The organism is Enterobacter cloacae complex sp. S2 (assembly GCF_015159675.1).
GTDB classification, from domain to species: Bacteria; Pseudomonadota; Gammaproteobacteria; order Enterobacterales; family Enterobacteriaceae; genus Enterobacter; species Enterobacter intestinihominis.
Map to the genome: position 1 here is coordinate 122,945 of NZ_JADDTS010000037.1, position 26,450 is coordinate 149,394.

Sequence of the window (26,450 nt, forward strand, 5' to 3'; positions counted from 1 at the left end):
AAATTATTCTCCTTACATTCTATTTTAAAGGCCAGATAGCAACAATTTTTTCTGTGCTTTTCGCTATGCTGGGCACAAAATGACAAACGGATAACTACGATGAATAGCACCTGGGTTAAACATGCCATCAGCGAAATAAATGCCGACTATCAGCGCTCGGCAGACACCCATTTGATCCGCCTGCCTTTGCCTGGATTTCCCGGCATTCAGCTTTACCTGAAGGATGAAAGTACCCATCCTACCGGCAGCCTCAAGCATCGCCTGGCGCGTTCACTCTTTTTATACGGTTTATGTAACGGCTGGATTAAAGAAGGCACCACGATTATTGAATCGTCGTCCGGATCAACTGCCGTCTCAGAGGCCTACTTTGCCCGCCTGCTGGGCCTGTCGTTTATCGCTGTGATGCCCTCCTGCACGGCGAAACGTAAAGTTGAACAGATCGAATTTTACGGCGGACGCTGCCACTTTGTGGAAAGCGCCTGCGAAATCTATGCGGCCTCCGAAATGCTGGCCCGCGAACTAAATGGTCACTATATGGACCAGTTCACCTTCGCCGAGCGCGCCACCGACTGGCGCGGCAATAATAACATTGCGGACAGCATTTTCCGCCAGATGACCCACGAGCCACATCCCGTCCCCTCTTACATTGTCATGAGCGCGGGCACGGGCGGAACCTCCGCCACCATCGGACGTTATATCCGCTGTCAGGGTTATGATACGCAGCTGATGGTGGTTGACCCTCAGAACTCGGTGTTCCTTGATTACTGGCAATCTCGCGATGCCAGCCTGCGCAGCCCTGTGGGGAGCAAGATCGAAGGAATTGGTCGCCCGCGCGTCGAACCCTCGTTTATTCCGGACGTTGTGGATGAGATGCTCCGCGTGCCGGACGCCGCCAGCGTCGCGACGGCGCACTGGCTGGAGACACAGCTTGGCCGTAAGGTCGGAGCCTCTACCGGCACCAATATGTGGGGGGCGCTACAACTGGCCGCGAGAATGCGTGAAGAAGGCCTAAGCGGCTCTGTCGTCACGCTGCTGTGCGACAGCGGGGAACGCTACCTGGACACCTATTACAACGCAGAATGGGTACAGGCCAATATTGGCGATGTTGAACCGTGGAAAGCGCAGATTTTGCATCTGGTGAAATAAAAAAAAGCCAGGCTTTAGCCTGGCTTGCTGGAAGGATCTCGCTATTCGGGGGAATATGGGAGGTTATTTTTGTCCAGCCAATGCGTCAAAAAATGGGACACCGCTTCGTTACGACAGTGTCCGATAACCGGTAAATGCGGGAGCGCGGCGATAAGTTGCGGCATCGCGTTCCCCATAATCAGACCACGGCCTACGCTGCTCAGCATCTCGTGGTCGTTCATGGCGTCACCAAAGGCCATACAGTCCTGCATCGTCAGCCCCAGACGATCGCTCAGCACCGCAAGCGCAGATCCTTTGTTACAGCCCACCGGCAGCACTTCAAGACAGTCCACCGCCGAGAAGGTCAGGTGCGCCCGGTCACCCAGCGCCTCGTTAAGCTGAATACGCAGGCGGCAGAGATCGTCGTGATCGCCGCAGAAGCAGATCTTGGTTACCTTGTGGGCCGGAATGCGGCGCAAATCGATGAGCTGATATTTAAAGCCACTGTAAACGTGAGCGTGCAGCAAGGCCGGGATCTCACGCCCGGTAAACCAGCCTTCATCGTTAAAAACATGCACGCTGGCCTGCGTATCCCAGGTGCTGTGCAGGACGATGTCCGCCACTTCCGGATCCAGATCCTGACGGTGCAGCACATCGCCCTCGACGGAGTGAATGCGCGTCCCGTTGCCGGTGATCAGGAACGCATCGAGGGCAAATGTTCCCAGCAGATGGCGCATCTCCAGCACATGACGACCAGTGGCAAACGTCAGGGTGACTTCACGCTCGCGCAGACGCTTAAGTGTGTTCAGGGTTTTCTCCCCTAAACGGTGATCCGGCATTAACAGCGTGCCGTCCATATCAAATGCAGCGAGCCGAGCCATAATTACTCCCGAAATGTGATGCGGTTAACTTGTGCATCAGTATTACGTGAGATATACGGAAGTAATAGTGAATAGATGATAATTATTGTTCCGGGTTTTTCATGCGCCAGCTTAACCGTCTTAACCAGTATCAGCGTCTGTGGCACCCCTCCGCCGGCGCAACGCAGCAGGTGACCATCAGTGAACTTGCCAGCCGCTGCTTTTGCAGCGAGCGACATGTACGCACCCTGCTGCGCCAGGCGCAGGAGGCGGGCTGGCTAAGCTGGTACGCCCGCTCCGGACGAGGAAAGCGTGGGGAATTACGCTTTCACGTCACCCCGGATTCGTTGCGTAATACGATGATGGAAGAGGCCCTGAAAAGTGGACAGCAGCACAACGCGCTGGAGCTGGCCCAGCTCGCGCCTGAAGATTTGCGATCGCTGCTGCATCCGTTTATGGGCGGGCAATGGCAGAACGATACGCCGACGCTGCGTATTCCCTACTATCGCTCGCTGGAGCCGCTTCAGCCGGGGTTTCTCCCTGGCCGGGCGGAGCAGCATCTGGCGGGACAGGTATTCTCTGGTTTGACGCGTTTTAATGGTAACAGCAGTGAACCCACGGGCGATCTGGCGCATCACTGGGAAGTCTCTGCTGACGGCCTGCGCTGGCATTTCTACATACGCTCCACCCTGCACTGGCATAACGGCGATAAAATAGAGACGGCACAGCTCAGGCAAAGCCTGACGGCGCTGCTATCGCAGCCCGGCATGGACACGCTTTTCCGCAGCGTCTTACGTATCGAAACCACGCATCCGCAAAGCCTGACGTTTATTCTCCATCAACCTGACTATTGGCTGGCGCACAGGCTGGCAACCTACTGTAGCCGTCTGGCGCATCCTGATTACCCCGTGGTGGGCAGCGGTCCCTTTCGGCTGAGCGTTTTTGAGCCTGAACTGGTGCGTCTGGAAAGCCACGAGCAGTATCACCTTGGTCATCCGTTACTTAAGGCTATCGAGTACTGGATCACGCCCCAGCTTTTTGACTACAGTCTGGGCACCAGCTGTCGCCACCCGGTGCAAATCGCCATTGGCGAGGCCGACGAGCTGGCCAGCCTGCGGCTGGTGAGTAACAGCACCAGTCTGGGCTTCTGCTACCTCACGCTGAAACAAAGTCCGCGTCTGAGCGAACTTCAGGCAAAGCGGCTGATTAATATCATTCATCTCTCAACGCTGCTGCATACGCTTCCCCTGAACGAAGGGCTCATCACTCCTACCGAGGAACTGCTTCCCGGCTGGGCGATCCCCCAATGGCCTGATTTAACCGACGTTGTGCTGCCAGAGGCATTGACGCTTGTCTACCACCTGCCGGTTGAGCTTCACACCATGGCCAGCCAGTTAAAAGCATACCTTGCGCGGCAGGGCTGTGAACTGACCGTCATCTTTCACGACGCCAAGACGTGGGACGGTTGCCAGCAGCTTGCCGATGCAGACATCATGATGGGAGACAGACTGATTGGCGAAGCGCCAGCGTACACCCTTGAGCAATGGCTCCGCTGCGATGCGCTCTGGCCGCATCTGCTGAGCGCACCGGCATACGCCCATTTGCAGGCCACGCTGGATGCGGTGCAGACGCAGGCCGACGAACGTGACCGACACGCAGGACTTCAGGCTATCTTCAGCCGATTAATGGAGACAGCCGTCCTGACACCGCTCTTTAACTACCAGTATCAAATCAGCGCTCCTCCGGGCGTCAACGGAATACGCCTTAACACTCGCGGCTGGTTTGACTTCACCGAAGCCTGGCTTCCTCCACCAAACGCGTGAAGAAGCTGGTCGCCGCTTTAGCCAGGCGTTAACATGACGCTTTTACCGTAACTGTCGAGATGATCTATGAAACGTGCCGTCGTCGTGTTCAGCGGAGGACAAGATTCCACAACCTGCCTGATTCAGGCACTTCACCAGTATGATGAAGTGCATTGCGTCACTTTTGATTATGGTCAGCGTCATCGCGCTGAAATCGATGTCGCTCGTGAACTGGCCCTCAAACTGGGCGCCCGCGCTCATAAAGTGCTGGACGTGACGCTGTTAAATGAACTGGCCGTCAGCAGCCTCACCCGCGACAGCATTCCGGTTCCTGATTACGAACCGGATGCCAGCGGCATTCCGAATACCTTCGTACCTGGGCGTAATATTCTCTTCCTGACCCTGACGGCAATCTATGCCTACCAGGTGAAAGCCGAAGCGGTGATCACTGGCGTGTGTGAGACCGACTTCTCTGGCTACCCGGACTGCCGGGATGAATTCGTGAAAGCGCTCAATCACGCCGTGGATCTGGGAATGGCAAAAGAGACCCGCTTCGAAACGCCGCTGATGTGGCTGGATAAAGCCGAAACCTGGGCGCTGGCCGACTACTGGGGCAAGCTGGATATCGTTCGCAACGAGACCCTGACCTGCTACAACGGCATTAAAGGGGACGGCTGCGGGCAGTGTGCCGCCTGTAACCTGCGCGCGAACGGTCTGAATCATTATCTTGCGGATAAAGCGGGCGTGATGGCCGCGATGCAGAAAAAGACCGGTCTGAAATAAGGGAGACCTGACCGTGCTGTCGAACGGTAAGTGGCGACAGCACGGTTATCCCTGAACATTTTTTACGCGATCATCAGCTCCAGCTTTTCGCGCAACTCCCCTTCCAGCGGCAACGCTTTCTGGGTTTTGAGATCGATACAGACAAAGGTGATCAGCGCATCGGCCACCACCTGCCCTTCTGGCTCAAGCGTGACGACCTGGCTCAATACACCACTTTTGCCATTCAGTTGTTGGACCTCACTGGTCACGGTGAGCACATCCCCCAGCACAGCCGGGCGGCGGTAGTTAATGTTGATGTTGACGACCACAAACGCGATGTTGTGTGCGGTCAGCCACTGGAAGCTTTCGCTGTTCTCCAGGCCATCCCAGCGCGCCTCTTCAAGAAATTCAAGGTAGCGGGCGTTATTGACGTGCTGGTAAACATCGAGGTGATAACCACGGACTTTGATTTGTGTCTGCATAGCGCAATAGCCTTTCGTTGTTATAGGTTCAGAGGTCATAACTGGTATGACCTCTTTATCCTGGCAAATTTTTGCCGCAGTGCAAGTGATTACGCGATTACAGCGTCAGGTGTGCGAGATTGCGCTCAACCAGCGCGCTGCCCATACCCGGCACCTGCTTGAGATCGTCAAGGGTTTTAAAAGGACCGTACTCCTCGCGGTAGCTAACAATGGCCTGGGCTTTTTTAAGTCCCACACCGTTCATCACGCGCGCGAGCTCTTCTGCCGATGCCGAATTGATGCTGACTCGCGTACCGTCATCCTCTGCACTTTTACCGGCATCAGTCGCTTTTGATTGCGTATAAGCCTGCGCAGCTGAGTCTGTTTTGGTCTGTGCAGCCTGCGCTTTAGCCGAGGGCGACGCCGCCAGCGCGCCCGCACTCATCCCGGAAGTGGCAATAGCCAGTGTAATTAACAGTGCTTTGATTCCACATTTCATGCTGTTTTCTCCTTGTTTGTTGACAGCCACGCCACGATAGCCGTACGAGAAAACAGGGACAAACAGCAGATTGCAGAAATGGAAAAGGCCGCGAAAGCGGCCTTTAGTTTTTGCAGAGCGTTACGAAAATCTGCGAGCAGGTACGTAATTATTGCTCCTGGGTCACCACATCACCCAGCTTGATTTTGGCTTCTTTACGCAGGTTGCTCATCATCGCTTCGAAAGCAATCTGGGCATTATTCTGGGTAATTCCCTGAACCATGGCCTTCTTCTGCGCGTCTGGCAGCGTGCCGGCTTTGACTTCATCCAGCGCCAGAATCACCACGTTACCCTGCATATCGGTCGTGGTGCCAAAGACAGGTTTGTCTTTCGCCGGCAGGCTCAGACCAAACGCCGCCTGGCTGACAGGATCCTGACCGGTACGGCTCAGCGTTTTGGCTTCGCCAAAGTTCAGGCCAGCCGCTTTCAGTGCATCGTTCTTACCGGCTTTCAGATCGGCCAGAATTTTCTCTGCATCCAGTTTTGCCTGCTGTGCCGCTTTGTTGTGTTTGACCAGCGCCACCACCTGATCTTTCACTTCCGCCAGGGGCTTCACTGCCTCGGCTTTGTGCTCGCTGACGCGCAGTACGAACGCACGGTCACCGTCAACGGTAATGATGTCTGAGTTACTGCCCGGCGTACCGTTCTCACCTACCAGACCACCATTGAAAATGGCATCTGAAACCGGTTTGAAGTTCAGTTCTTCCGGCAGATTTTCATGGCTGAACCAGCCCGTCTCAACCGCTTTCACGCCAGCAGCCTGCTCAGCGCCCGCCAGTGATTCGTTGTCGTTGCTTGCGGCATCGCTCACTTTCTGTTGCAGAGCATAGAAGGCGTCCAGCGCTTTCTCCTGCTTCACTTTCGCAGCGATATCATCACGAACGTCAGCCAGCGGCTTGGTTTTCGCCGCTACGACATCGTCCAGACGCGCCACCAGGAAGCCAACGGAGGATTTGATTACACCAGACAGTTGGCCTTTCTCTTTAAGACCCGCATTTTTCAGCTCGTCCGGGGTAGTGGAATCTTCCAGCCAGCCCATATCACCACCGTTTTTGGCAGAAATAATGTCGGTGGATTTTGCTTTCGCCACGGTCGCGAAATCAGCGCCTTTGTTCAGCTCGTCCAGCACGGCTTTTGCTTCTGCTTCCGTTTTGGTCTGGATCACGCTGTAACGGTTACGCTGCGGCTGAGTGAACTGATCCTGATGCTGGTCGTAATAAGACTGGATCTCGGCGTCAGTCGCGTTTTTCTGCATCGCGGCAGCATCCAGCTTGATATAGCTTACGCGGAACTGTTCAGGAGAGATGAAGTTGTTCTTGTTTTGCTCGTAGTAAGCATTAACTTCAGCGTCGCTAACCTGCTGTTTCGCCGCCAGTGCATTGACATCAATCGTCGCTTCACGCACCACGCGTTGCTGCGCCACCAGTGCCGCCAGCGCTTCAGTTTCGCCTTTCAGCATGAAATCGGTGCCCACCACCGCGTTGATCAGCTGTTGCGTGGTCAACTGGTTACGCAGCGCCTGTGCGTACTGGTCAGCCGTCATCCCCATCTGGTTAACAATGCTGTTGTAACGCGCGTTGTCGAACTTCCCATTAGACTGGAAAGCCTGCGTCGAGAAGATGGCTTTTTTAACCTGCTCATCGCTGATGCCCAGACCGAGGCTTTTCGCGTACTGGTCCAGCAGCGCTTCGTCGATAAGGCGGTTCAGCGTCTGCTGACGCAGGTTTTTCATATAGCCTTCGTTGGCTGCAAGTTCAGAGTATTGGTCGCCCAGCTGTTGCTGCATGCGGTTACGTTCACCAGCAAAAGCGTTCTCGAACTGCCCACGGCTAATTTCCTGGCCATTCACTTTTGCGGCGTAGTTCGCGCCACCGCCGATGAGGTAACTACTCACACCGGTCAATATGAACGACACGATAATGATACCGAAAATAATCTTGAGCACGAGACTGTTAGCAGCCGTGCGTAAGCTGTCCATCATGGTGTAACAACACTCCGCTGTAGGTGACTGGTTACCTGACGCTGACGGAAAATCCTGACCGTCGCGCGTAAAGGCGTATTGTGACAAGAAAACAGGGCAATTGTCAGCCCACAACTCGCATAAACTCGCACAAATCAGGTCTGGACAAACAAAAAAGGCACATCAAACGATGCGCCCTTGTACTTTTCAGCTTCCCTGGAGCGGGAAAGCAATCAATTTACTGCGTCTTTCAGCGCCTTACCTGCACGGAAACCCGGCACTTTAGCGGCAGCAATGGTGATCTCTTTACCGGTCTGCGGGTTGCGGCCAGTACGGGCAGCACGCTCTTTAACCGCAAAAGTACCGAAGCCTACCAGTGCAACGTCGTCCCCAGCTTGCAGAGATTCAGTAACAGAAGCAATTAAAGCATCTAAAGCACGTCCAGCTGCAGCTTTAGAAATATCAGCACCCGCAGCAATTTTGTCAATCAGTTGAGATTTATTCACTGTTCTCTTCCTCTCTTTATAATTTATATCGCACCTGAATCCTTCACAGCGCGACCGCGCAGCAGTTATATCAGTCCTGCTATGACCTTACAACACCCGTTGTTGATGGCTAACCCAATCAGCAATCTAAATTAGCTATACAAAAAAAGGCTGGCAAGTACGAAATGACTTACCAGCCTTGTTTTTATTAGCGCTCTTTGCGCGAGGTCACTATTTTGCGGTTACAACCTGCATTCCGGACGGTTCATTTTGCAGTGCGAGAGTCAGAACTTCCTCAATGCGTTTCACCGGATGGATCTGCAAATCGGCAATAACGTTGTCCGGAATCTCTTCCAGATCGCGTTTATTCTCGTAAGGAATCAATACGGTTTTGATCCCACCACGGTGTGCCGCCAGCAGTTTTTCTTTTAACCCGCCGATGGGCAGTACCTGACCACGCAGCGTAATTTCACCAGTCATGGCCACATCAGCACGGACCGGGTTCCCCGTCAGGCAGGAAACCAGCGCCGTACACATAGCAATACCCGCGCTTGGGCCATCTTTCGGCGTCGCCCCTTCCGGAACGTGAACGTGAATGTCGCGTTTTTCGTAGAAATCCGGGTTGATACCCAGTTTTTCCGCGCGCGCACGCACCACGGTCAACGCTGCCTGGATGGACTCCTGCATCACTTCACCGAGCGAGCCAGTGTAGGTCAGCTTGCCTTTACCCGGTACACAGGCGGTTTCAATGGTCAGCAGATCGCCACCCACTTCCGTCCACGCCAGTCCAGTCACCTGACCAACGCGGTTTTCGTTGTCCGCACGGCCATAGTCGAAGCGCTGAACGCCGAGGTAAGCATGCAGATTGTCGCCGTTAATCACGATGTGCTTCAGGCTCTTATCCAGCAGCAGCTGCTTAACCGCCTTACGGCACAGTTTAGAGATCTCACGCTCAAGGCTACGCACGCCCGCTTCACGGGTGTAGTAACGAATAATGCCGACAATAGCGCTGTCCTCAACGGTCAGCTCGTTAGCTTTCAGCGCGTTACGTTCAATCTGCTTCGGCAGCAGGTGCTGCTTAGCAATGTTCAGCTTCTCGTCTTCGGTATAACCGGACAGACGGATCACTTCCATACGGTCCAGCAGCGGTGCCGGAATGTTCATGGAATTCGACGTCGCCACGAACATCACATCGCTCAGGTCGTAGTCGACTTCCAGATAGTGATCGCTGAACGCCACGTTCTGCTCTGGATCAAGCACTTCAAGCAGCGCCGACGCCGGATCGCCACGCATGTCCGAAGACATTTTGTCGATCTCGTCGAGGAGGAACAGCGGGTTTTTGACGCCCACTTTCGCCATCTTCTGGATCAGCTTGCCCGGCATAGAACCGATATAGGTACGGCGGTGACCGCGGATTTCCGCTTCATCACGCACGCCGCCCAGCGCCATACGGATGTACTTACGTCCGGTCGCTTTGGCGATGGACTGGCCCAGAGAGGTTTTACCCACCCCTGGAGGCCCTACCAGGCACAAGATTGGACCTTTGATTTTGTTCACACGGCTCTGTACCGCGAGGTACTCAAGAATGCGGTCTTTCACACGTTCCAGGCCATAGTGGTCGGTATCAAGGATTTCCTGTGCCTGACGCAGGTCTTTTTTGACCTTGCTGCGGGCATTCCATGGAACCTGAACCATCCACTCAATGTAGCCGCGTACAACGGTCGCTTCCGCCGACATCGGAGACATCATTTTCAGCTTCTGCAACTCAGCTTCGGCTTTCTCTTTCGCCTCTTTCGGCATCTTCGCCGCGTCGATCTTACGCTTCAGCGCTTCGTTTTCATCCGGCGCATCGTCCATCTCGCCGAGCTCTTTCTGAATGGCTTTCATTTGCTCGTTCAGATAGTACTCACGCTGCGATTTTTCCATCTGCTTTTTGACGCGGTTGCGAATGCGCTTCTCAACCTGGAGCAGATCGATCTCAGACTCCATCATCGCCATCAGGTATTCCAGACGTTCGTTAACGTCGGACATTTCCAGCACGGACTGTTTGTCAGCCAGCTTCAGCGGCATGTGCGCAGCGATGGTATCCGCCAGACGTGCAGGATCGTCGATGCTGTTCAGCGACGTCAGCACTTCAGGTGGGATTTTCTTGTTCAGCTTGATGTAGCCTTCAAACTGGCTGATCGCGGTGCGTACCAGCACTTCCTGCTCGCGCTCATCAAGTTCCGGTGAATCAAGGTACTCTGCCTTCGCAGAGAAGTGCTCGCCATCGTCTGACAGAGTGGTAATACGCGCGCGCTGTAAGCCTTCCACCAGCACCTTCACGGTGCCATCTGGCAGCTTCAGCATCTGCAAAATAGAGGCCACGGTCCCGACGGTGAAAAGATCGTTTACACCCGGCTCATCCGTTGATGCTTCCTTCTGCGCAACCAGCATGATTTTTTTATCATGATCCATGGCGGCTTCGAGGCAACGGATAGATTTTTCCCGCCCTACAAATAAGGGTATGACCATGTGCGGATAAACCACCACATCGCGCAACGGCAATACGGGGATTTCAATGCGTTCAGAACGCTCAGGATTCATAGAGCTCTCTCTTAGTTTAGTGTCCGCCAGGTAAACTGGTCATGTAACTGTGCTTCACACAACCATTAACATGTAATCCAGTATATGGGGATGTTTCCCATACATTCAACGCCATGAATACGGAAAAAGTAAAGGGGAGATAAAATCCCCCCTTTTTGATTAACTGATTGTATGAAATGGTGAATTATTCGCCAGATGCCTGCTGCGCTTCCGGTTTACCGTAAATCAGTAACGGCTTGGTCTGGCCACCAATGACGGACTCGTCGATCACGACTTTTTCGACATCTTCCATAGAAGGAAGATCGTACATCGTGTCGAGCAATGCTGCTTCCACGATAGAACGCAGGCCACGGGCACCGGTTTTACGCGCCATCGCTTTCTTGGCAATCGCGTCCAGTGCTTCGTCACGGAATTCCAGCTCAACGCCTTCCAGATTAAACAGCGCCTGATACTGCTTGGTCAGCGAGTTTTTCGGCTCTTTCAGGATCTGAATCAGCGCGTCTTCGCTCAGTTCGTTCAGGGTCGCCACAACCGGCAGACGGCCGATAAATTCCGGAATCAAACCAAATTTGATCAGATCCTCCGGTTCAACCTGCGCCAGCAGCTGGCCTTCGTTTGGTTTTTCAGACGTAGCTTTCACCGTTGCGCCAAAACCAATGCCGGAGCCGGTTTCCACACGGTGAGAGATCACTTTATCCAGGCCTGCAAACGCACCACCACAGATAAACAGGATCTTGGAGGTATCAACCTGCAAGAATTCCTGCTGCGGATGTTTACGCCCACCCTGCGGTGGAACAGCCGCAACCGTACCTTCAATCAGCTTCAGGAGCGCCTGTTGCACGCCTTCGCCCGAGACGTCACGGGTGATGGATGGGTTGTCTGATTTACGGGAGATTTTGTCAATCTCATCGATATAGACGATCCCGCGCTGGGCTTTCTGTACGTCGTAATCGCACTTCTGGAGCAGCTTCTGGATAATATTTTCAACGTCTTCGCCCACATAACCGGCTTCGGTCAGGGTGGTGGCATCCGCCATGGTGAACGGAACATCCAGCAGGCGCGCCAGCGTTTCCGCCAGCAACGTTTTACCGGAACCCGTAGGCCCGATCAGCAGAATGTTACTTTTGCCCAGTTCCACGCCATTGCTGGTATCGCCGTTACGCAGACGCTTGTAGTGGTTGTATACCGCCACCGCCAGCACTTTTTTCGCCTGCTCCTGACCAATGACATAGTCGTCCAGGTGGTGGCGAATCTCGTGTGGCGTTGGTAACGCGCTGCGCTCACGGTGCGGCGCGACTTCTTTAATCTCTTCGCGAATGATGTCGTTACATAAATCGACGCATTCGTCGCAGATATACACGGACGGCCCGGCAATCAGTTTACGCACTTCATGCTGGCTTTTGCCGCAAAAAGAGCAGTACAGCAGTTTGCCCGAACCATCTTTGCGTTTATCTGTCATGAGTCCAAACCTCTTTTTAAGTTCTATGTGCCGCACATGACGACGCAAATGCCATACTCAGACGCAAGCTGCTTACAGGCAACGTGCCGCCCTAAATTAGTATAGCGGCACACTCGCGTCGCGGGCATCAATTACGATGGGTCAAAATGGAGTCGACTAAGCCGTACTCAACTGCCTCAGGTGCAGACAGGAAGCGATCGCGCTCGGTATCGCGCTCGATCTGCTCGAGTGGTTGACCCGTATGCTGCGCCATAAGTTCATTCATGCGCGCTTTTACTTTCAGAATTTCTCGGGCGTGGATTTCAATATCCGTCGCCTGGCCCTGGTAACCACCCAGCGGCTGGTGAATCATCACGCGGGAGTTAGGCAGGCAGAAACGCTTACCTTTCGCCCCTGCGGTTAACAGGAAAGCCCCCATGGACGCCGCCTGTCCCATACAGATGGTGCTGACATCCGGCTTGATGAATTGCATGGTGTCATAAATAGACATGCCCGCCGTAATCACACCGCCCGGCGAGTTGATGTACAGGTAAATGTCTTTTTCCGGGTTTTCCGCTTCCAGGAACAGCATCTGCGCCACGATCAGGTTAGCCATATGGTCTTCCACCTGGCCGGTCAGAAAGATAACGCGTTCCTTGAGCAGACGGGAATAGATATCGAAAGATCGCTCACCGCGTGAGGTCTGTTCAATAACCATTGGCACCAGCGCCATATGGGGTGCAAAGTTATCTCGTTCGCCACTGTATGACATTTCCGTCTCCTGGTTCAAAATTGAAAACACCTGCTGTACTGATTGTAACCTTATGGACGGATTATCAGCCAGTCTCAATCATCGTGATTACATACTAATGGGGGTCGCCATGCCCTATTTCAAGCATAACAACGTTTTGTTGTAACGCTAACACTGAAAGGGCGTTTTAGCACCCTTCCAGGACTAAAGCTGTGATAAAAAAAACCCGTCGCCGGAGGGCAACGGGTTTTTTGTTCAAACTTTAAACCGTTGGGGCGAAATTACGCCTGCTGGTTCATCAGTTCGGTGAAAGAGGTCTCTTTTTCGGTTACTTTCGCTTTCGCCAGTACCGCTTCAACAGCCTGCTCTTCCAGTGCAACGTTGCGCATGTTGTCCATCAGCTCTTTGTTCTTACCGTAGAACTCGATCACTTCTGATGGATCTTCGTATGCAGAAGCCATCTCTTCGATCAGGCCTTTCACACGCTCTTCGTCAGCTTTCAGCTCGTGGGTACGAATCACTTCGCCCAGCAGCAGGCCAACAACAACGCGACGTTTCGCTTGCTCTTCGAACAGCTCGCGTGGCAGTTCCATCGCTTGCTGCTGGTTGCCACCGAAGCGCTGTGCAGCCTGACGGCGCAGAACGTCGATTTCGCTGTCGATCAGGGCAGCAGGAACGTCGATGTCGTTCGCTTTCACCAGACCTTCAATCGCCTGAGACTTCACGCGGTTACGTACAGCGCCGTTCAGCTCGCGCTCCATGTTTTTACGCACTTCAGCACGCAGACCCGCAACAGAACCATCTTCCACGCCGAAACGCTTGATGAATTCTTCAGTCAGTTCTGGCAGTTCGCGCTCTTCAACTTTCTTCAGGTTGATGACGAACTTCGCTGCTTTACCTTTCAGGTTTTCAGCGTGGTATTCTTCAGGGAAGGTCACGTCGATGGTGAACTCTTCGCCTGCTTTGTGGCCTTTGATACCGTCTTCGAAGCCTGGGATCATACGACCCTGGCCCATCGCCAGTACGAAATCAGACGCTTTACCGCCTTCGAACTCTTCGCCGTCTACTGAACCGGTGAAGTCGATGGTTACGCGGTCTTCCGCGTCAACAGCGCCTTCTTTCTCTTTCCAGTTCGCCTGCTGCTTACGCAGGGTATCCAGCATGCCGTCAACGTCTTCGTCAGTCACGGAAACGATCGGTTTTTCAACTTCGATTGATTCCAGACCTTTCAGCTCAACTTCCGGGTACACTTCGAACTCTACGGAATAGGTGAAGTCTTCGCCCTGCTTGTATTCACCTGGAACGTAGTTTGGCGCGCCGGCTGGATTGATTTTTTCTTTGATGATCGCGTCGATAAAGTTGCGGCTCATCAGTTCACCCAGCACATCCTGACGCACGGAAGCGCCATAACGCTGAGCAACAACATTCATTGGTACTTTGCCCTTGCGGAAGCCGTCAATACGTACTTTTTTTGCTACGTTGACCAGCTCGCTTTTCACAGCAGTTTCGATGCTGTCAGCAGCGATAGTAATCGTTACACGGCGGCCAAGGCCTTGAGTGGTTTCAACTGAAACTTGCATCTTGTTACCTCAAAAAAATCACAGTGCTCGGTCAACTCTGAATCTGTCTGTTATACCGGGATGCTCTCTTATGTGCAGATTCACATTCCCTGTCGCCAGAATCATCCCGAAGACATTCAATAAGACGCGGCATTATAGCGGCATCACTTAGGTGAGTCGAGAACGGTTGGAGCATGTTGCTGCGGCTTTTTTCACACTTTAAGGCTATTTTTAGCCTTAAAAACGCGCCATCCGCTCAAAACTCAGACAAAACAAAACGGCCCGAAGGCCGTTTTGACGAAATCTGTAAGCAACATACTGGAAAAACTCCGGCGGTTGCAAATCCGATTTATCAGGCGATGGTGCCTGCACCCCGACAAGGCGGTGATGCGAATACCGTATCCTGCAGCCCTTCCCATTCCTTAATGGTGTAGGTATGCAGCGCGAGCGCATGTACGGTTGTGGAGAGTTCTTCCGTCAAGGTGCTGTAGATCAAGCGGTGTCGGTTCAGGAAACGTTCTCCCGTGAAGCGATCGCTGACCAGAACCACTTTGAAGTGGCTTTCAGAACCTGCCGGCACGTTATGACGATAGCTTTCGTCGACAACTTCGAGAAACACAGGGTTGAACGCTGCCCTTAATTTTTCTTCTATCTGTTCACGTATCATCATGAAATCACTCCTCCGACAACGCTAAGATGTCACCCATCCCTTTAAATATTAGCCGCTTTTACCGGTTCCATTACACCGTGACAACAAATATTTAGCTTTCGTCTGATTTTCTCATCCAAACGGATGAAGTTCACTATGAGGTTCATACGTTTTGTCACTTACAGGCAGAGAAAAGCGGAAAGGTGGTCAGTTTTCGGACAAGGCGATGAATTTACATGCGTTGACCACTTCCCCTGGCCGTTGGCGATGTTATGATGGCGGCAATTTTTCTCTCTTTGCTTACGATTCGTTGAGAACCCGAAAATGTTAAAAAAAATCTTCTTTCCGTTGGTAGCACTCTTTATGCTCGCCGGTTGCGCCACCCCGCCGACGACCATTGACGTTTCACCAAAAATTACCCTGCCTCAGCAGGATCCAAGCCTGATGGGCGTGACGGTCAGCATTAATGGTGCCGATCAGCGTCAGGACCAGGCGCTGGCGAAAGTGACTCGCGACAACCAGCAGGTTACGCTGACCGCTTCCCGCGACCTGCGCTTCCTGTTGCAGGAAGTACTGGAAAAACAGATGACCTCCCGTGGCTACATGATTGGCCCAAGCGGCGCGGTTGATCTGCAAATCATCGTGAACAACCTGTACGCTGACGTCTCCCAGGGTAACGTTCGCTACAACATTGCGACCAAAGCCGATATCTCCATCATCGCTACCGCGAAGAACGGCAACAAGATGAACAAAAACTACCGTGCAAGCTATTCCGTTGAAGGCGCATTCCAGGCCTCCAACAAAAATATCGCTAACGCGGTTAACAGCGTGCTGACTGACACCATTGCCGACATGGCACAGGACACCAGCATTCACGACTTCATCAAGCAGAACGCACGTTAATCCTGCTGACTGACCCGGTGCTTCACCGGGTCAGTTCATAAGAACATGTCCAGTCACTACTTACGCATTTTCCAGCAACCGAAATCAGCTATTCTGCTGATCCTGGGTTTCGCCTCCGGTTTACCCCTTGCGCTCACCTCCGGCACGTTACAGGCGTGGATGACGGTTGAGAACATCGATCTTAAAACCATTGGTTTCTTCTCGCTCGTCGGCCAGGCTTACGTCTTTAAGTTCCTGTGGTCGCCAGTGATGGATCGCTATACCCCACCGTTCCTCGGGCGCCGTCGCGGCTGGTTAGTGATGACGCAGGTGCTGCTGTTGCTGGCCATTGCCGCAATGGGTTTCCTTGAACCGTCAACGCAGCTGCGCTGGATGGCCGCGCTTGCGGTGGTCATCGCCTTCTGCTCCGCCTCGCAGGACATCGTTTTTGACGCGTGGAAAACGGACGTCCTGCCAGCGGAAGAGCGTGGCGCCGGTGCGGCAATCAGCGTGCTCGGCTACCGCCTGGGTATGCTGGTTTCCGGCGGACTCGCACTGTGGCTTGCTGACCGCTATCTCGGCTGGCAGGGCATGTACTGGCTGATGGCCGCACTGCTGATCCCCTGCATTATTGCCACCCTGTTCGCGCCTGAACCGAGCGATGTGATCCCGGTTCCACGCTCGCTGGAGCAGGCCGTCGCCGCACCGCTGCGCGACTTCTTTGGTCGCAATAATGCCTGGCTGATCCTGCTGCTTATTGTCCTTTATAAGCTTGGCGACGCTTTCGCCATGAGTCTGACCACTACCTTCCTGATCCGCGGCGTCGGGTTTGATGCGGGCGAGGTCGGCGTGGTGAACAAAACCCTGGGGCTGTTTGCCACGATTGTCGGCGCGCTGTACGGCGGCGTATTGATGCAGCGCCTGACGCTGTTCCGCGCTCTGCTGATATTTGGCATCCTTCAGGGCGCATCGAATGCCGGTTACTGGCTGCTGTCGATCACCGACAAGAATATGATCAGTATGGGGACGGCGGTATTCTTTGAGAACCTGTGCGGCGGTATGGGCACTGCGGCATTTGTCGCCCTGCTGATGACGCTGTGCAATAAGTCATTTTCCGCTACCCAGTTTGCGCTGCTCTCTGCCCTTTCCGCCGTCGGGCGCGTATACGTTGGCCCCGTCGCGGGCTGGTTTGTTGAAGCCTACGGTTGGCCGACCTTTTATCTCTTCTCGGTGGTGGCGGCCGTGCCGGGGATTTTATTGCTGCTGGTCTGTCGCCAGACGCTGGAATATACCCAGCGGACGGAACACTTCATGCCGCGCACGAAATATCACGCTGCCTATCGGTTTGCCCTGCGTCTGCTAATGGCAGGTTGTCTTGCCCTGGTAGGGTGGCTCACGGTGCTCATCATGAATGCGACTACCGACTTGTCACTTCCTTTTGAAACCCTTCTGCTTGATGCAGGTGTGTTTCTCGCTCTGGCGGGGATCCTGACGGGTGGGATGCTGGATTTCATGTCATTACGAAAAACGCAGATGACATGAAGTAAAAAGCGAAAGGTTATTTCCCGTTGTAATAACAGCCCGAAATTATAACGGTGAAATAACCGCCATCGACAAAAAAAATATTTGTTGTTTTGTGCGGGATAGCATTCGGAAATTATTGGAGCTTATTTCGCTACGCTATTTTTCATTAAACGATTCAGCATTCGAAACATTGAATTTTCGTTTTTTAGTTGTCTTTTTATTGATAATTAATTGTTAACTAATTGTGTGTTTTTCGCAATGGTTATACCAATTGTCCCTTTTGCGGTATGCTGGGGCACCCTTTCGTTATAACGCCCACTCCGTGCGGCTTCCGTCTGGAAACGCGACATAATTTGCAACACTTGTGACATGTGCGGCAGAACCCAGTAACACCTTCCTGACACAGGGCTAATGATGTTTACAGTAATGTAACCTTCCCGTAAAATGCCCCCACACTTTAAACGCCACCAGACTCCCGTGGAATTGAGGTCGTTAAATGAGACTCAGGAAATACAATAAAAGTTTGGGATGGTTGTCATTATTCGCAGGCACTGTATTACTCAGTGGCTGCGATTCTGCACTACTAGACCCCAAAGGACAGATTGGACTGGAACAACGTTCATTGATACTGACGGCTTTTGGCCTGATGTTGATTGTGGTTATTCCTGCCATCTTGATGGCTGTTGGTTTCGCCTGGAAGTATCGTGCGAGCAATAAAGATGCGAAGTATAGCCCTAACTGGTCACACTCCAATAAAGTGGAAGCTGTGGTCTGGACGGTACCTATTCTGATCATCCTGTTCCTTGCTGTACTGACCTGGAAAACCACTCACGCACTTGAGCCGAGCAAACCGCTGGTTCACGATGAAAAACCCATTACCATTGAAGTGGTCTCCATGGACTGGAAATGGTTCTTCATCTATCCAGAACAGGGCATTGCTACCGTGAATGAAATCGCCTTCCCGGCGAACACTCCGGTTCAGTTCAAAGTGACCTCCAACTCCGTAATGAACTCCTTCTTCATCCCACGTCTGGGCAGCCAGATTTACGCGATGGCCGGTATGCAGACTAACCTGCATCTGATTGCGAATGAAGCAGGCACCTACGACGGTATCTCCGCCAGCTATAGTGGCCCGGGCTTCTCGGGTATGAAGTTCAAAGCTATCGCTACGCCAGACCGCGCGACTTTCGACCAGTGGGTTGCAAAAGCGAAGCAGTCTCCAAACACCATGTCTGACATGGCGGCGTTCGAAAAAGTGGCTGCACCTAGCGAATACAACAAGGTGGAGTACTTCTCTAACGTGAAACCGAATCTGTTCAAAGATGTTATTGGCAAATTTATGGATCACGGCATGAGCATGGACATGACCCAGCCTGAAGGCGAGCACAACACGCACCAGGGTATGGAAGGCATGGACATGAGCCACGCGGAAACCGCTCACTAAGGGGCCGAGGAAGAAAATGTTCGGAAAATTGACATTGGATGCGGTGCCGTACCATGAACCCATTATCATGGTTACGATTGCTGCAATTATCATTGGTGGCGCGGCCTTAGTTGGCCTGATCACTTACTTCGGTAAGTGGAGCTACCTGTGGAACGAGTGGCTGACTTCGGTTGACCACAAAAAACTCGGCATCATGTACTGCATCGTCGGTATCGTCATGTTAATTCGTGGCTTTGCGGATGCAATCATGATGCGTAGCCAGCAGGCGCTTGCGTCTGCGGGCGAAGCCGGATTCCTGCCACCGCACCACTACGATCAGATCTTTACCGCTCACGGCGTTATCATGATCTTCTTCGTGGCGATGCCGCTGGTAATCGGTCTGATGAACGTTGTCGTTCCGCTGCAAATCGGCGCGCGCGACGTTGCGTTCCCGTTCCTGAACAACCTGAGCTTCTGGTTCACCGTTGTCGGCGTTATCCTGGTTAACCTGTCACTGGGTGTGGGCGAATTTGCTCAGACCGGCTGGCTGGCCTACCCGCCACTTTCGGGAATTGAGTACAGTCCGGGCGTGGGCGTTGACTACTGGATTTGGGCGCTTCAGCTCTCCGGTGTCGGTACCACCCTGACCGGTATTAACTTCTTCGTGACCATCCTGAAGATGCGTGCACCAGGTATGACGATGTTCAAGATGCCAGTATTTACCTGGGCATCTCTGTGCGCCAACGTCCTGATTATCGCGTCGTTCCCAATTCTGACCGTCACCATCGCGCTGCTGACCCTGGATCGCTATCTGGGTACCCATTTCTTCACGAATGATATGGGTGGCAACATGATGATGTACATCAACCTGATTTGGGCCTGGGGTCACCCGGAAGTGTACATCCTGGTTCTGCCGGTGTTCGGTGTGTTCTCCGAAATCGCGGCAACCTTCTCGCGTAAACGTCTGTTTGGTTACACCTCTCTGGTGTGGGCAACCGTGTGTATTACCGTCCTGTCGTTCATCGTCTGGCTGCACCACTTCTTCACCATGGGTGCGGGCGCCAACGTAAACGCCTTCTTCGGTATTACCACTATGATTATCGCGATCCCGACCGGGGTTAAGATCTTCAACTGGCTGTTCACCATGTACCAGGGCCGTATCCAGTTCCACTCAGCGATGCTGTGGACCATCGGCTTCATCGTGACCTTCTCCGTAGGTGGGATGACCGGCGTGCTGCTGGCGGTTCCAGGCGCTGACTTTGTCCTGCACAACAGTCTGTTCCTGATTGCGCACTTCCATAACGTTATCATCGGCGGCGTCGTCTTCGGCTGCTTCGCAGGTGTGACCTACTGGTGGCCAAAAGCGTTCGGTTTCACCCTGAACGAAAAATGGGGCAAACGCGCGTTCTGGTTCTGGATCATCGGCTTCTTCGTGGCGTTTATGCCGCTGTACGTGCTGGGCTTCATGGGGATGACCCGTCGTCTGAGCCAGCAGATCGATCCGCAGTTCCATCCGATGCTGATGATTGCAGCGGGCGGCGCCGCGCTGATTGCCTGCGGTATCCTGTGCCAGCTGATTCAGTACTACGTGTCTATCCGTGACCGTAACCTGAACCGCGACCTGACCGGTGACCCGTGGGGTGGCCGTACGCTGGAGTGGTCTACCTCTTCTCCACCTCCGTTCTATAACTTTGCCGTAGTGCCGCACATTCATGAGCGTGACGCATTCTGGGAAATGAAAGAAAAAGGTGAAGCGTACAAGCAACCTGAACATTACGAAGAGATCCATATGCCGAAAAACAGCGGTGCGGGCATCGTGATTGCCGCCTTCGCAACGGTATTTGGTTTCGCAATGATCTGGCACATCTGGTGGATGGCGATTGTTGGCTTCGCTGGCATCGTAATCAGCTGGATTGTGAAGAGCTTTGACGAGGACGTGGACTACTACGTACCAGTCCGTGAAGTTGAAAAGCTGGAAAACCAGCATTTTGACGAGATTTCTAAAGCGGGGCTGAAAAATGGCAACTGATACTCTGGCGCACTCGACTGCCCACGCGCATGAACATGCGCACCATGATACAGGACCGACGAAAGTCTTCGGTTTCTGGATCTACCTGATGAGCGACTGCATCCTGTTCTGCTGTCTGTTCGCAACCTATGCCGTTCTGGTGAACGGCACAGCGGGCGGCCCGACCGGTAAGGACATCTTTGAGCTGCCGTTCGTTCTGGTTGAAACCGCACTGCTGTTATTCAGCTCCATCACCTACGGCATGGCGGCTATCGCCATGTACAAAAACAACAAAAGCCAGGTTGTTTCCTGGCTGGCGTTGACCTGGTTGTTTGGTGCTGGCTTTATCGGGATGGAAATCTATGAATTCCATCACCTGATTGCGGAAGGCTTTGGTCCGGATCGCAGTGGCTTCCTGTCAGCGTTCTTCGCGCTGGTCGGCACCCACGGTCTGCACGTGACCTCTGGTCTGATCTGGATGGCAGTGCTGATGTTCCAGATCTCCCGTCGCGGCCTGACCAGTACTAACCGTACCCGTATCATGTGCCTGAGCCTGTTCTGGCACTTCCTGGACGTGGTATGGATCTGTGTGTTCTCTGTTGTCTATCTGATGGGGGCGATGTAATGAGTCATTCTAACGATCATGGCGCTTCCCACGGCAGCGTAAAAACCTACATGACAGGTTTCATCCTGTCGATCATCCTGACGGTGATCCCGTTCTGGATGGTGATGAACGGTTCTGCATCTAAGCCGGTTATCCTGGGCGCAATCCTGGTGACCGCGGTGATTCAGATTCTGGTGCATCTGGTTTGCTTCCTGCACATGAACACCAAGTCCGATGAAGGCTGGAACATGACGGCCTTTATCTTTACCGTGATTATCATCGCTATCCTGGTAGTCGGTTCCATCTGGATTATGTGGAACCTTAACTACAACATGATGGTTCACTAAGAGCGGCGAGTATGTTTAAGCAATACCTGCAAGTCACGAAACCAGGCATCATCTTTGGCAACCTGATCTCCGTAATCGGAGGGTTCCTGCTGGCCTCTAAAGGCAGCATTGATTACACCCTCTTTATTTACACGCTGGTCGGTGTGTCACTGGTGGTTGCGTCCGGTTGTGTATTTAACAACTACATCGACATGGATATCGACAAGAAGATGGAAAGGACCAAAAATCGGGTGCTGGTTAAAGGCCTGATTGCTCCTTCCGTCTCGCTGGTGTACGCCACCTTGCTGGGTATTGCTGGCTTTATGCTGCTGTGGTTTGGTGCTAACCCGCTGGCCTGCTGGCTGGGGGTGATGGGGTTCGTGGTGTATGTAGGCGTCTACAGCCTGTATATGAAACGCCACTCCGTCTACGGCACGCTGATTGGTTCTCTCTCCGGCGCTGCGCCGCCGGTGATTGGCTACTGCGCCGTCACGAACGAGTTCGACAGCGGTGCGCTGATCCTGCTGGCTATCTTTAGCCTGTGGCAGATGCCGCACTCCTACGCCATCGCGATTTTCCGCTTTAAGGATTATCAGGCAGCGAACATTCCGGTTCTGCCGGTCGTGAAGGGCATCTCAGTTGCCAAAAACCACATCACGCTGTACATCATCGCTTTTGCCGTGGCAACGCTGATGCTCTCTCTGGGCGGTTACGCCGGATATAAATATCTGGTGGTGGCCGCTGCGGTGAGCGTCTGGTGGCTCGGCATGGCTCTGCGCGGTTACAAAGTGGAAGATGACAAGGTCTGGGCACGCAAGCTGTTTGTGTTCTCGATTGTCGCCATCACCTCCCTGTCCGTGATGATGTCCGTAGACTTCATGGTGCCAGATTCACAAAGCCTGCTGACGTACGTCTGGTAAGAAGACTGAAGTGAAAACGCCGGGTTTAACCCGGCGTTTTTTATTGGTACGGCGTAACCCCTTTCTTTAACAGTATATTGCCGTATTTCGCTGTCTCGCCTGTCACCACAATGGCGTACGCTTTCTGTGCCCGCGCATAAAACGCATAACGGTCAATACGCATAATCCCCTCCCCTTCCGCCTCACCAAAGAGTGCGTTGCGATAGCGTGCTTCTACCTGTATATCGAGCGTATCCCCGTCGACAGGGGCCATCATCACCAGCGGTGGCGCATAGCTGTCGAGTTCAAACAGCGGTATCACCGCGGCCAGCAAATCGCTGATGAGCAGGCCATCTGCGCGGATCGTCTTTGGCCCCAGGCTGTGCGCGGGAAAGTGAGCGTCTGCAAAAATAATCTCGTCACCATGGCCCATCTCTGCCAGCGTTTTCAGCAGCTCGGGTGAAATCAGTGGGGATATCGTTTTAAGCACGGCTTTGCTCCTCAGGATAGAAATAACGGTAACGATAGTGGACCCGATCGCGAGCAGCCTCAGCGCTGGCCGTTTCTCCGACGCCCCACCATCCGTACAAAGACGCCCCCAGCACGGTCGTATCTGCATCTTCAAGCACCTTCACCGGGATCCCAAGCGCATTGGACTTGAGCTGATTCCACAGCATATTGCGGCTACCTCCCCCCACCAGCAGGAGTTCACGCGCCTTAAATTGCGCGATCGCCTCCAGCGCCTGGAGTTTTTCTTGCAGATGCACCGTGAGTCCTTCCAGGGCTGCGCGGTAAAAATGGGCTGGCGTGGTGGTGAGCGTAACGCCCTGCCAGCCGGCGAGCGGAGAATCGAGCAACTGGGTATTCATCGTGACGCCATCCGCCCCGTACGGAATTGCCGCCGCCTGAGCCAGAATAGTGTCCCAGTTGACATCAGGCGACCAGAACAGCGCGCGGATCCACTCCAGTACGCCAGACGCCAGATATTGCATTCCCGGATTATAGAGCCCCGTCCGGCTATCCAGTTCGCACGTCGCGCCCGGGTATCGCCCCAGTAAAGCGGTATCAACCTGCGAGGTGCGCGCCATTAAAATCTCCCAGGTTCCCGAAGAGAGAACCGGCTCATTAATTCCCGCACCGGCGCCAAAAAGGGCAAACTGCGTATCGTGCCCGGCGGAGATCACCGGCACACCGCAAGGCAATCCGAGTCTGGATGCAGCGTCGGGCTGCAGTTCACCCATCATCTCTCCGGGGGAAACCAGCGGCGGGAAAAGGGAATGAGGCACGCCGATCTTGCTTAAGATCGTTTCGCTGAAGCACCGCTGATGCAGATCGAACATCTGACTGGTACCGGCCATCGTGAGATCAGTCGTCATTTTTCCGGTCAGGCGATGGTTGATTAGCGAGGAGATAAAAAGCCAGGCGTGAGCACGCTGTAACAGATCGGGATGGTTGTCCTGAAGCCAGCCTAGCTTATACAACGTGTTGAAACTAAACTGCCCAACGCCGGTGATCTGCTGTAGTTCAGCCGGGGAGCATAAACGGGCAACCGCTTCCATCACCGGCACGGTCCGTGGACATTTCCAGCTGATGATCGGGTAAAGCAGTTCTCCGCGCTCATCTACCGGCGCGCCATCCACGCCAAAGGTCGTCACACTCATTCCGCACAGTTGATGCATGCTCAGCACTGCGCTGATTTTCTGACAACAGACGGCAAAACGTTGCATGATGGCGTCGAGCGACCACTGGTGCCAGGCCGGATTTTCAGCGGCACTTTCGCTTTCGTTCGCCACCGAGGCTCGCGCCACAATATTCCCTTCAGGATCCAGCGCAATGGCGCGCACGTTCGTCGCGCCACAATCGAGAACCAGAAAACATTTTTTCATTGCGGTCCCCACAGGCTGCCAGTCCGCCGGAGCAGGCTGGCAAACCGGCTTATTGTTTGTATAACGGTCCGTAATTTTCACAGGCGCGGTAATCCTGCCCTTCCGGATCCATACCGTGAGCGCCCCAGGCCGTCGGCCGATAAATCAGCGCCTCCGGTACGTTATGCATGCACACGGGAATGCGCAGCATGGACGCCAGGGTGATGAAATCAGCACCGACGTGCCCGACGGTTAGCACCCCGTGGTTAGCCCCCCAGTTCGCCATCACTGAATAGACGTCGCTGAACGGGCCTTTACCGGTCAGACGTGGGGCAAACCAGGTGGTGGGCCAGGTTGAATCGGTGCGCTTATTCAGAATGTCATGTACTTGTTCCGGCAGCTCAACACTCCAGCCTTCCGCTATCTGTAATACCGGGCCCACCCCCTTGATGAGGTTTACGCGGGTCATGGTAAATGGCACGCCACCTCGGGTGAGGAAGTTTGATGAGAAACCGCCCCCGCGAAAGTATTCATGCACCGCCGGACACCAGTGGGTTGCGGCTAGGCACGCGTTGGCTTCCTGCTCAGTAATGTCCCAGTGTGGTTTCAGGGTCGGTTTCCCCTCGGCATCTTTCTGCTCCGCTGTACCGTCCAGTGCCGCCGAGCCGGAGTTGATCAGATGAATAATGCCCTGCTCAGCCCGTCCAGTGAGTTTCTGGCCGGTAACACGCTCAACCGACTCTGGCGACCAGTAGGTGCGCACGTCGGCAAAGATTTGCGCTGTACCGGTCATCAGATGTCCAAACAGCATTGCTACCCCGTTCAGGCTGTCATTTTCCGTCGCCACCACCAACGGCTGGCGAATACCGTTCCAGTCAAAGGAGCTGTTCAGCAGCGCCTCTGCGGTATCGCCATTTGGATACTGATCCGTCCAGTGGCGCTGTCCCTGGAACCCGGACGCGATGGCGTTATAGCCCAGAGATTCCTCCACGCGGCCCATCGCAGCGAGTTTTGGGTTACCCTGCATCATGTCGCGGATGCACATCGCCATCAGCAGACTCTCCCGCAGGATCGCGGCATTCTCCTGTTCATTGCGACGATACTGCTCCGCGTTTTTATCCTCGCCGAAACGGAAATGTGCTTGCGCCCAGTCCAGGGCCAGCTCAAGTTCTTGCTCGTCGTAAATCTTATGATCGATGCGGCGACGCAGTTCGGTCATATCCACCGCCTGCACCTTCATCCCCAGCCAGGATTCAAAGAAGTTGTGATCGACAATCGAGCCCGCAATCCCCATCGAGACGCCGCCCACCGACAAATAACTTTTCCCCTTCATGCTGGCGACCGCCAGGCCCGCCCGGGCGAAGCGCAACAATTTTTCTTCGACGTCTGCCGGGATGGTCTCGTCGCCCGCATCCTGTACATCGTGGCCATATATGGAAAACGCCGGGATCCCTTTCTGGTTATGCGCCGCCAGTGCCGCCGCGAGATATACTGCCCCCGGACGCTCGGTGCCGTTAAAGCCCCAGATCGCTTTCGGACGCAGCGGATCCATATCAATGGTTTCACTCCCGTAACACCAGCAGGGGGTGACGGTGATCGTCAGACCAACGTGGCACGTGCTGAACTTCTCTTCGCAAGCGGCGGCCTCCGCCATTCCGGCAATGCAGCTATCGGCAATTACGCACTCAACGGGCGTACCGCAGGGGTGGCGTAATTTTTCACTGACTAGCGCCGCCGTGGCTTTCGCCATGTTCATGGTCTGCTCTTCCAGAGACTCGCGTACGCCCATTCGGCGGCCATCAATAACAGGTCGAATGCCAATACGGGGTAACGCTTTTATCGTTTTCATAGCCCTTCCTCACGTTGGTTAACCTATCCGTCTCAGGGGCATAGCCGTGAAAAAGCGCCCAGGCAGCGCCGTGAACGGAAAGTGGTGAAATTTG

Annotated in this window: 23 protein-coding genes; 10 read left to right on the forward strand and 13 right to left on the reverse strand. The window is 53.9% G+C overall.

Annotated features, from left to right (window positions below; genetic code table 11):
• The first annotated feature begins 99 nt into the window (after positions 1–99).
• Positions 100–1,146: a PLP-dependent cysteine synthase family protein gene (locus IPZ49_RS17590; RefSeq protein ID WP_063146591.1), complete on the forward strand. Its 1,047-nt coding sequence runs from the start codon at positions 100–102 to the stop codon at positions 1,144–1,146.
• A 41-nt stretch (positions 1,147–1,187) separates the two neighbouring features.
• On the opposite strand, the gene cof is transcribed toward IPZ49_RS17590, so the two are convergent.
• A complete protein-coding gene (gene cof / locus IPZ49_RS17595; RefSeq protein WP_023299454.1) occupies positions 1,188–2,006 on the reverse strand; it encodes an HMP-PP phosphatase in 819 nt (272 codons plus the stop codon).
• A 101-nt stretch (positions 2,007–2,107) separates the two neighbouring features.
• On the opposite strand from cof, the gene IPZ49_RS17600 reads away from it, so the two are divergent.
• Positions 2,108–3,808, forward strand: coding sequence for an SgrR family transcriptional regulator (locus tag IPZ49_RS17600; RefSeq protein WP_063146592.1), 1,701 nt, complete (start codon positions 2,108–2,110; stop codon positions 3,806–3,808).
• A 66-nt stretch (positions 3,809–3,874) separates the two neighbouring features.
• Positions 3,875–4,570, forward strand: a complete 696-nt coding sequence (gene queC / locus IPZ49_RS17605) for a 7-cyano-7-deazaguanine synthase QueC (protein WP_022647250.1) — start codon at positions 3,875–3,877, stop codon at positions 4,568–4,570.
• Between the two features lie 62 nt (positions 4,571–4,632).
• Here the strand turns inward: queC and IPZ49_RS17610 are convergent, their stop codons facing one another.
• The 9 genes from IPZ49_RS17610 to bolA form a co-directional block, all read right to left on the reverse strand.
• Entirely contained in the window at positions 4,633–5,031 is a 399-nt protein-coding gene (locus tag IPZ49_RS17610; protein WP_017694410.1) for a YbgC/FadM family acyl-CoA thioesterase, read from the reverse strand.
• Between the two features lie 97 nt (positions 5,032–5,128).
• A complete protein-coding gene (locus tag IPZ49_RS17615; RefSeq protein ID WP_038415510.1) occupies positions 5,129–5,509 on the reverse strand; it encodes a helix-hairpin-helix domain-containing protein in 381 nt (126 codons plus the stop codon).
• A gap of 148 nt (positions 5,510–5,657) precedes the next feature.
• On the reverse strand, positions 5,658–7,529 hold the full coding sequence (gene ppiD / locus IPZ49_RS17620; RefSeq protein WP_023299452.1) for a peptidylprolyl isomerase: 1,872 nt from the start codon (positions 7,527–7,529) through the stop codon (positions 5,658–5,660).
• 212 nt (positions 7,530–7,741) lie between these two features.
• Positions 7,742–8,014 (reverse strand): nucleoid-associated protein HU-beta, encoded by a 273-nt coding sequence (hupB, locus tag IPZ49_RS17625; RefSeq protein ID WP_002444653.1) that lies wholly within the window; start codon positions 8,012–8,014, stop codon positions 7,742–7,744.
• A gap of 210 nt (positions 8,015–8,224) precedes the next feature.
• Positions 8,225–10,579, reverse strand: a complete 2,355-nt coding sequence (gene lon / locus IPZ49_RS17630; RefSeq protein ID WP_006809878.1) for an endopeptidase La — start codon at positions 10,577–10,579, stop codon at positions 8,225–8,227.
• Between the two features lie 184 nt (positions 10,580–10,763).
• Positions 10,764–12,038 (reverse strand): ATP-dependent protease ATP-binding subunit ClpX, encoded by a 1,275-nt coding sequence (gene clpX, locus IPZ49_RS17635; protein ID WP_063146593.1) that lies wholly within the window; start codon positions 12,036–12,038, stop codon positions 10,764–10,766.
• Positions 12,039–12,165: 127 nt separating this feature from the next.
• On the reverse strand, positions 12,166–12,789 hold the full coding sequence (clpP, locus tag IPZ49_RS17640) for an ATP-dependent Clp endopeptidase proteolytic subunit ClpP (protein ID WP_006809880.1): 624 nt from the start codon (positions 12,787–12,789) through the stop codon (positions 12,166–12,168).
• Between the two features lie 260 nt (positions 12,790–13,049).
• A complete protein-coding gene (tig, locus tag IPZ49_RS17645; protein ID WP_006809881.1) occupies positions 13,050–14,348 on the reverse strand; it encodes a trigger factor in 1,299 nt (432 codons plus the stop codon).
• Positions 14,349–14,679: 331 nt separating this feature from the next.
• Complete coding sequence (gene bolA / locus IPZ49_RS17650; protein ID WP_003859051.1) at positions 14,680–14,997, reverse strand: transcriptional regulator BolA; 318 nt, start codon at positions 14,995–14,997, stop codon at positions 14,680–14,682.
• 303 nt (positions 14,998–15,300) lie between these two features.
• Here bolA and IPZ49_RS17655 point away from each other — a divergent pair, with 303 nt between their 5' ends.
• The 7 genes from IPZ49_RS17655 to cyoE all read left to right on the forward strand — a co-directional run bounded on the left by IPZ49_RS17655 (position 15,301) and on the right by cyoE (position 22,663).
• Positions 15,301–15,879, forward strand: coding sequence for a lipoprotein (locus tag IPZ49_RS17655; RefSeq protein WP_022647246.1), 579 nt, complete (start codon positions 15,301–15,303; stop codon positions 15,877–15,879).
• A gap of 45 nt (positions 15,880–15,924) precedes the next feature.
• Positions 15,925–17,400 carry a muropeptide MFS transporter AmpG gene (gene ampG, locus IPZ49_RS17660; RefSeq protein WP_063146594.1) on the forward strand — a complete coding sequence of 492 codons (1,476 nt, stop codon included), beginning with the start codon at positions 15,925–15,927 and terminating at the stop codon, positions 17,398–17,400.
• 478 nt (positions 17,401–17,878) lie between these two features.
• Positions 17,879–18,826, forward strand: coding sequence for a cytochrome o ubiquinol oxidase subunit II (cyoA, locus tag IPZ49_RS17665; protein WP_006809886.1), 948 nt, complete (start codon positions 17,879–17,881; stop codon positions 18,824–18,826).
• 16 nt (positions 18,827–18,842) lie between these two features.
• Positions 18,843–20,834: a cytochrome o ubiquinol oxidase subunit I gene (cyoB, locus tag IPZ49_RS17670; RefSeq protein WP_006809887.1), complete on the forward strand. Its 1,992-nt coding sequence runs from the start codon at positions 18,843–18,845 to the stop codon at positions 20,832–20,834.
• The gene (locus IPZ49_RS17675) at positions 20,824–21,438 is read left to right on the forward strand and encodes a cytochrome o ubiquinol oxidase subunit III (protein WP_022647243.1); all 615 of its coding nucleotides are present in this window, start codon (positions 20,824–20,826) and stop codon (positions 21,436–21,438) included. Before cyoB ends, IPZ49_RS17675 begins: the two co-directional genes overlap by 11 nt.
• Complete coding sequence (locus tag IPZ49_RS17680; protein ID WP_006809888.1) at positions 21,438–21,764, forward strand: cytochrome o ubiquinol oxidase subunit IV; 327 nt, start codon at positions 21,438–21,440, stop codon at positions 21,762–21,764. The genes IPZ49_RS17675 and IPZ49_RS17680 overlap by 1 nt, the downstream gene beginning before the upstream one ends.
• A gap of 11 nt (positions 21,765–21,775) precedes the next feature.
• On the forward strand, positions 21,776–22,663 hold the full coding sequence (gene cyoE, locus IPZ49_RS17685; RefSeq protein WP_022647242.1) for a heme o synthase: 888 nt from the start codon (positions 21,776–21,778) through the stop codon (positions 22,661–22,663).
• 40 nt (positions 22,664–22,703) lie between these two features.
• Here cyoE and fucU read toward each other — a convergent pair whose 3' ends face one another.
• The 3 genes from fucU to fucI are packed head-to-tail and all read right to left on the reverse strand — an operon-like array spanning position 22,704 to position 26,356.
• Entirely contained in the window at positions 22,704–23,132 is a 429-nt protein-coding gene (gene fucU, locus IPZ49_RS17690) for an L-fucose mutarotase (RefSeq protein ID WP_023299449.1), read from the reverse strand.
• Positions 23,125–24,528 (reverse strand): L-fuculokinase, encoded by a 1,404-nt coding sequence (gene fucK, locus IPZ49_RS17695; protein WP_063146596.1) that lies wholly within the window; start codon positions 24,526–24,528, stop codon positions 23,125–23,127. Before fucK ends, fucU begins: the two co-directional genes overlap by 8 nt.
• Before the next feature lie 49 nt (positions 24,529–24,577).
• Positions 24,578–26,356 carry an L-fucose isomerase gene (gene fucI, locus IPZ49_RS17700; RefSeq protein WP_063146597.1) on the reverse strand — a complete coding sequence of 593 codons (1,779 nt, stop codon included), beginning with the start codon at positions 26,354–26,356 and terminating at the stop codon, positions 24,578–24,580.
• Positions 26,357–26,450 lie beyond the last annotated feature (94 nt).

What these genes read in the sequence shown, in the direction of transcription:
- IPZ49_RS17590 (WP_063146591.1), top strand. Translation starts at nt 100, where the DNA reads ATGAATAGCACCTGGGTTAAACATGCCATCAGCGAAATAAATGCCGAC.
- cof (WP_023299454.1), bottom strand. Translation starts at nt 2,006, where the DNA reads ATGGCTCGGCTCGCTGCATTTGATATGGACGGCACGCTGTTAATGCCG.
- IPZ49_RS17600 (WP_063146592.1), top strand. Translation starts at nt 2,108, where the DNA reads ATGCGCCAGCTTAACCGTCTTAACCAGTATCAGCGTCTGTGGCACCCC.
- queC (WP_022647250.1), top strand. Translation starts at nt 3,875, where the DNA reads ATGAAACGTGCCGTCGTCGTGTTCAGCGGAGGACAAGATTCCACAACC.
- IPZ49_RS17610 (WP_017694410.1), bottom strand. Translation starts at nt 5,031, where the DNA reads ATGCAGACACAAATCAAAGTCCGTGGTTATCACCTCGATGTTTACCAG.
- IPZ49_RS17615 (WP_038415510.1), bottom strand. Translation starts at nt 5,509, where the DNA reads ATGAAATGTGGAATCAAAGCACTGTTAATTACACTGGCTATTGCCACT.
- ppiD (WP_023299452.1), bottom strand. Translation starts at nt 7,529, where the DNA reads ATGATGGACAGCTTACGCACGGCTGCTAACAGTCTCGTGCTCAAGATT.
- lon (WP_006809878.1), bottom strand. Translation starts at nt 10,579, where the DNA reads ATGAATCCTGAGCGTTCTGAACGCATTGAAATCCCCGTATTGCCGTTG.
- clpX (WP_063146593.1), bottom strand. Translation starts at nt 12,038, where the DNA reads ATGACAGATAAACGCAAAGATGGTTCGGGCAAACTGCTGTACTGCTCT.
- clpP (WP_006809880.1), bottom strand. Translation starts at nt 12,789, where the DNA reads ATGTCATACAGTGGCGAACGAGATAACTTTGCACCCCATATGGCGCTG.
- tig (WP_006809881.1), bottom strand. Translation starts at nt 14,348, where the DNA reads ATGCAAGTTTCAGTTGAAACCACTCAAGGCCTTGGCCGCCGTGTAACG.
- bolA (WP_003859051.1), bottom strand. Translation starts at nt 14,997, where the DNA reads ATGATGATACGTGAACAGATAGAAGAAAAATTAAGGGCAGCGTTCAAC.
- IPZ49_RS17655 (WP_022647246.1), top strand. Translation starts at nt 15,301, where the DNA reads ATGTTAAAAAAAATCTTCTTTCCGTTGGTAGCACTCTTTATGCTCGCC.
- ampG (WP_063146594.1), top strand. Translation starts at nt 15,925, where the DNA reads ATGTCCAGTCACTACTTACGCATTTTCCAGCAACCGAAATCAGCTATT.
- cyoA (WP_006809886.1), top strand. Translation starts at nt 17,879, where the DNA reads ATGAGACTCAGGAAATACAATAAAAGTTTGGGATGGTTGTCATTATTC.
- cyoB (WP_006809887.1), top strand. Translation starts at nt 18,843, where the DNA reads ATGTTCGGAAAATTGACATTGGATGCGGTGCCGTACCATGAACCCATT.
- IPZ49_RS17675 (WP_022647243.1), top strand. Translation starts at nt 20,824, where the DNA reads ATGGCAACTGATACTCTGGCGCACTCGACTGCCCACGCGCATGAACAT.
- IPZ49_RS17680 (WP_006809888.1), top strand. Translation starts at nt 21,438, where the DNA reads ATGAGTCATTCTAACGATCATGGCGCTTCCCACGGCAGCGTAAAAACC.
- cyoE (WP_022647242.1), top strand. Translation starts at nt 21,776, where the DNA reads ATGTTTAAGCAATACCTGCAAGTCACGAAACCAGGCATCATCTTTGGC.
- fucK (WP_063146596.1), bottom strand. Translation starts at nt 24,528, where the DNA reads ATGAAAAAATGTTTTCTGGTTCTCGATTGTGGCGCGACGAACGTGCGC.
- fucI (WP_063146597.1), bottom strand. Translation starts at nt 26,356, where the DNA reads ATGAAAACGATAAAAGCGTTACCCCGTATTGGCATTCGACCTGTTATT.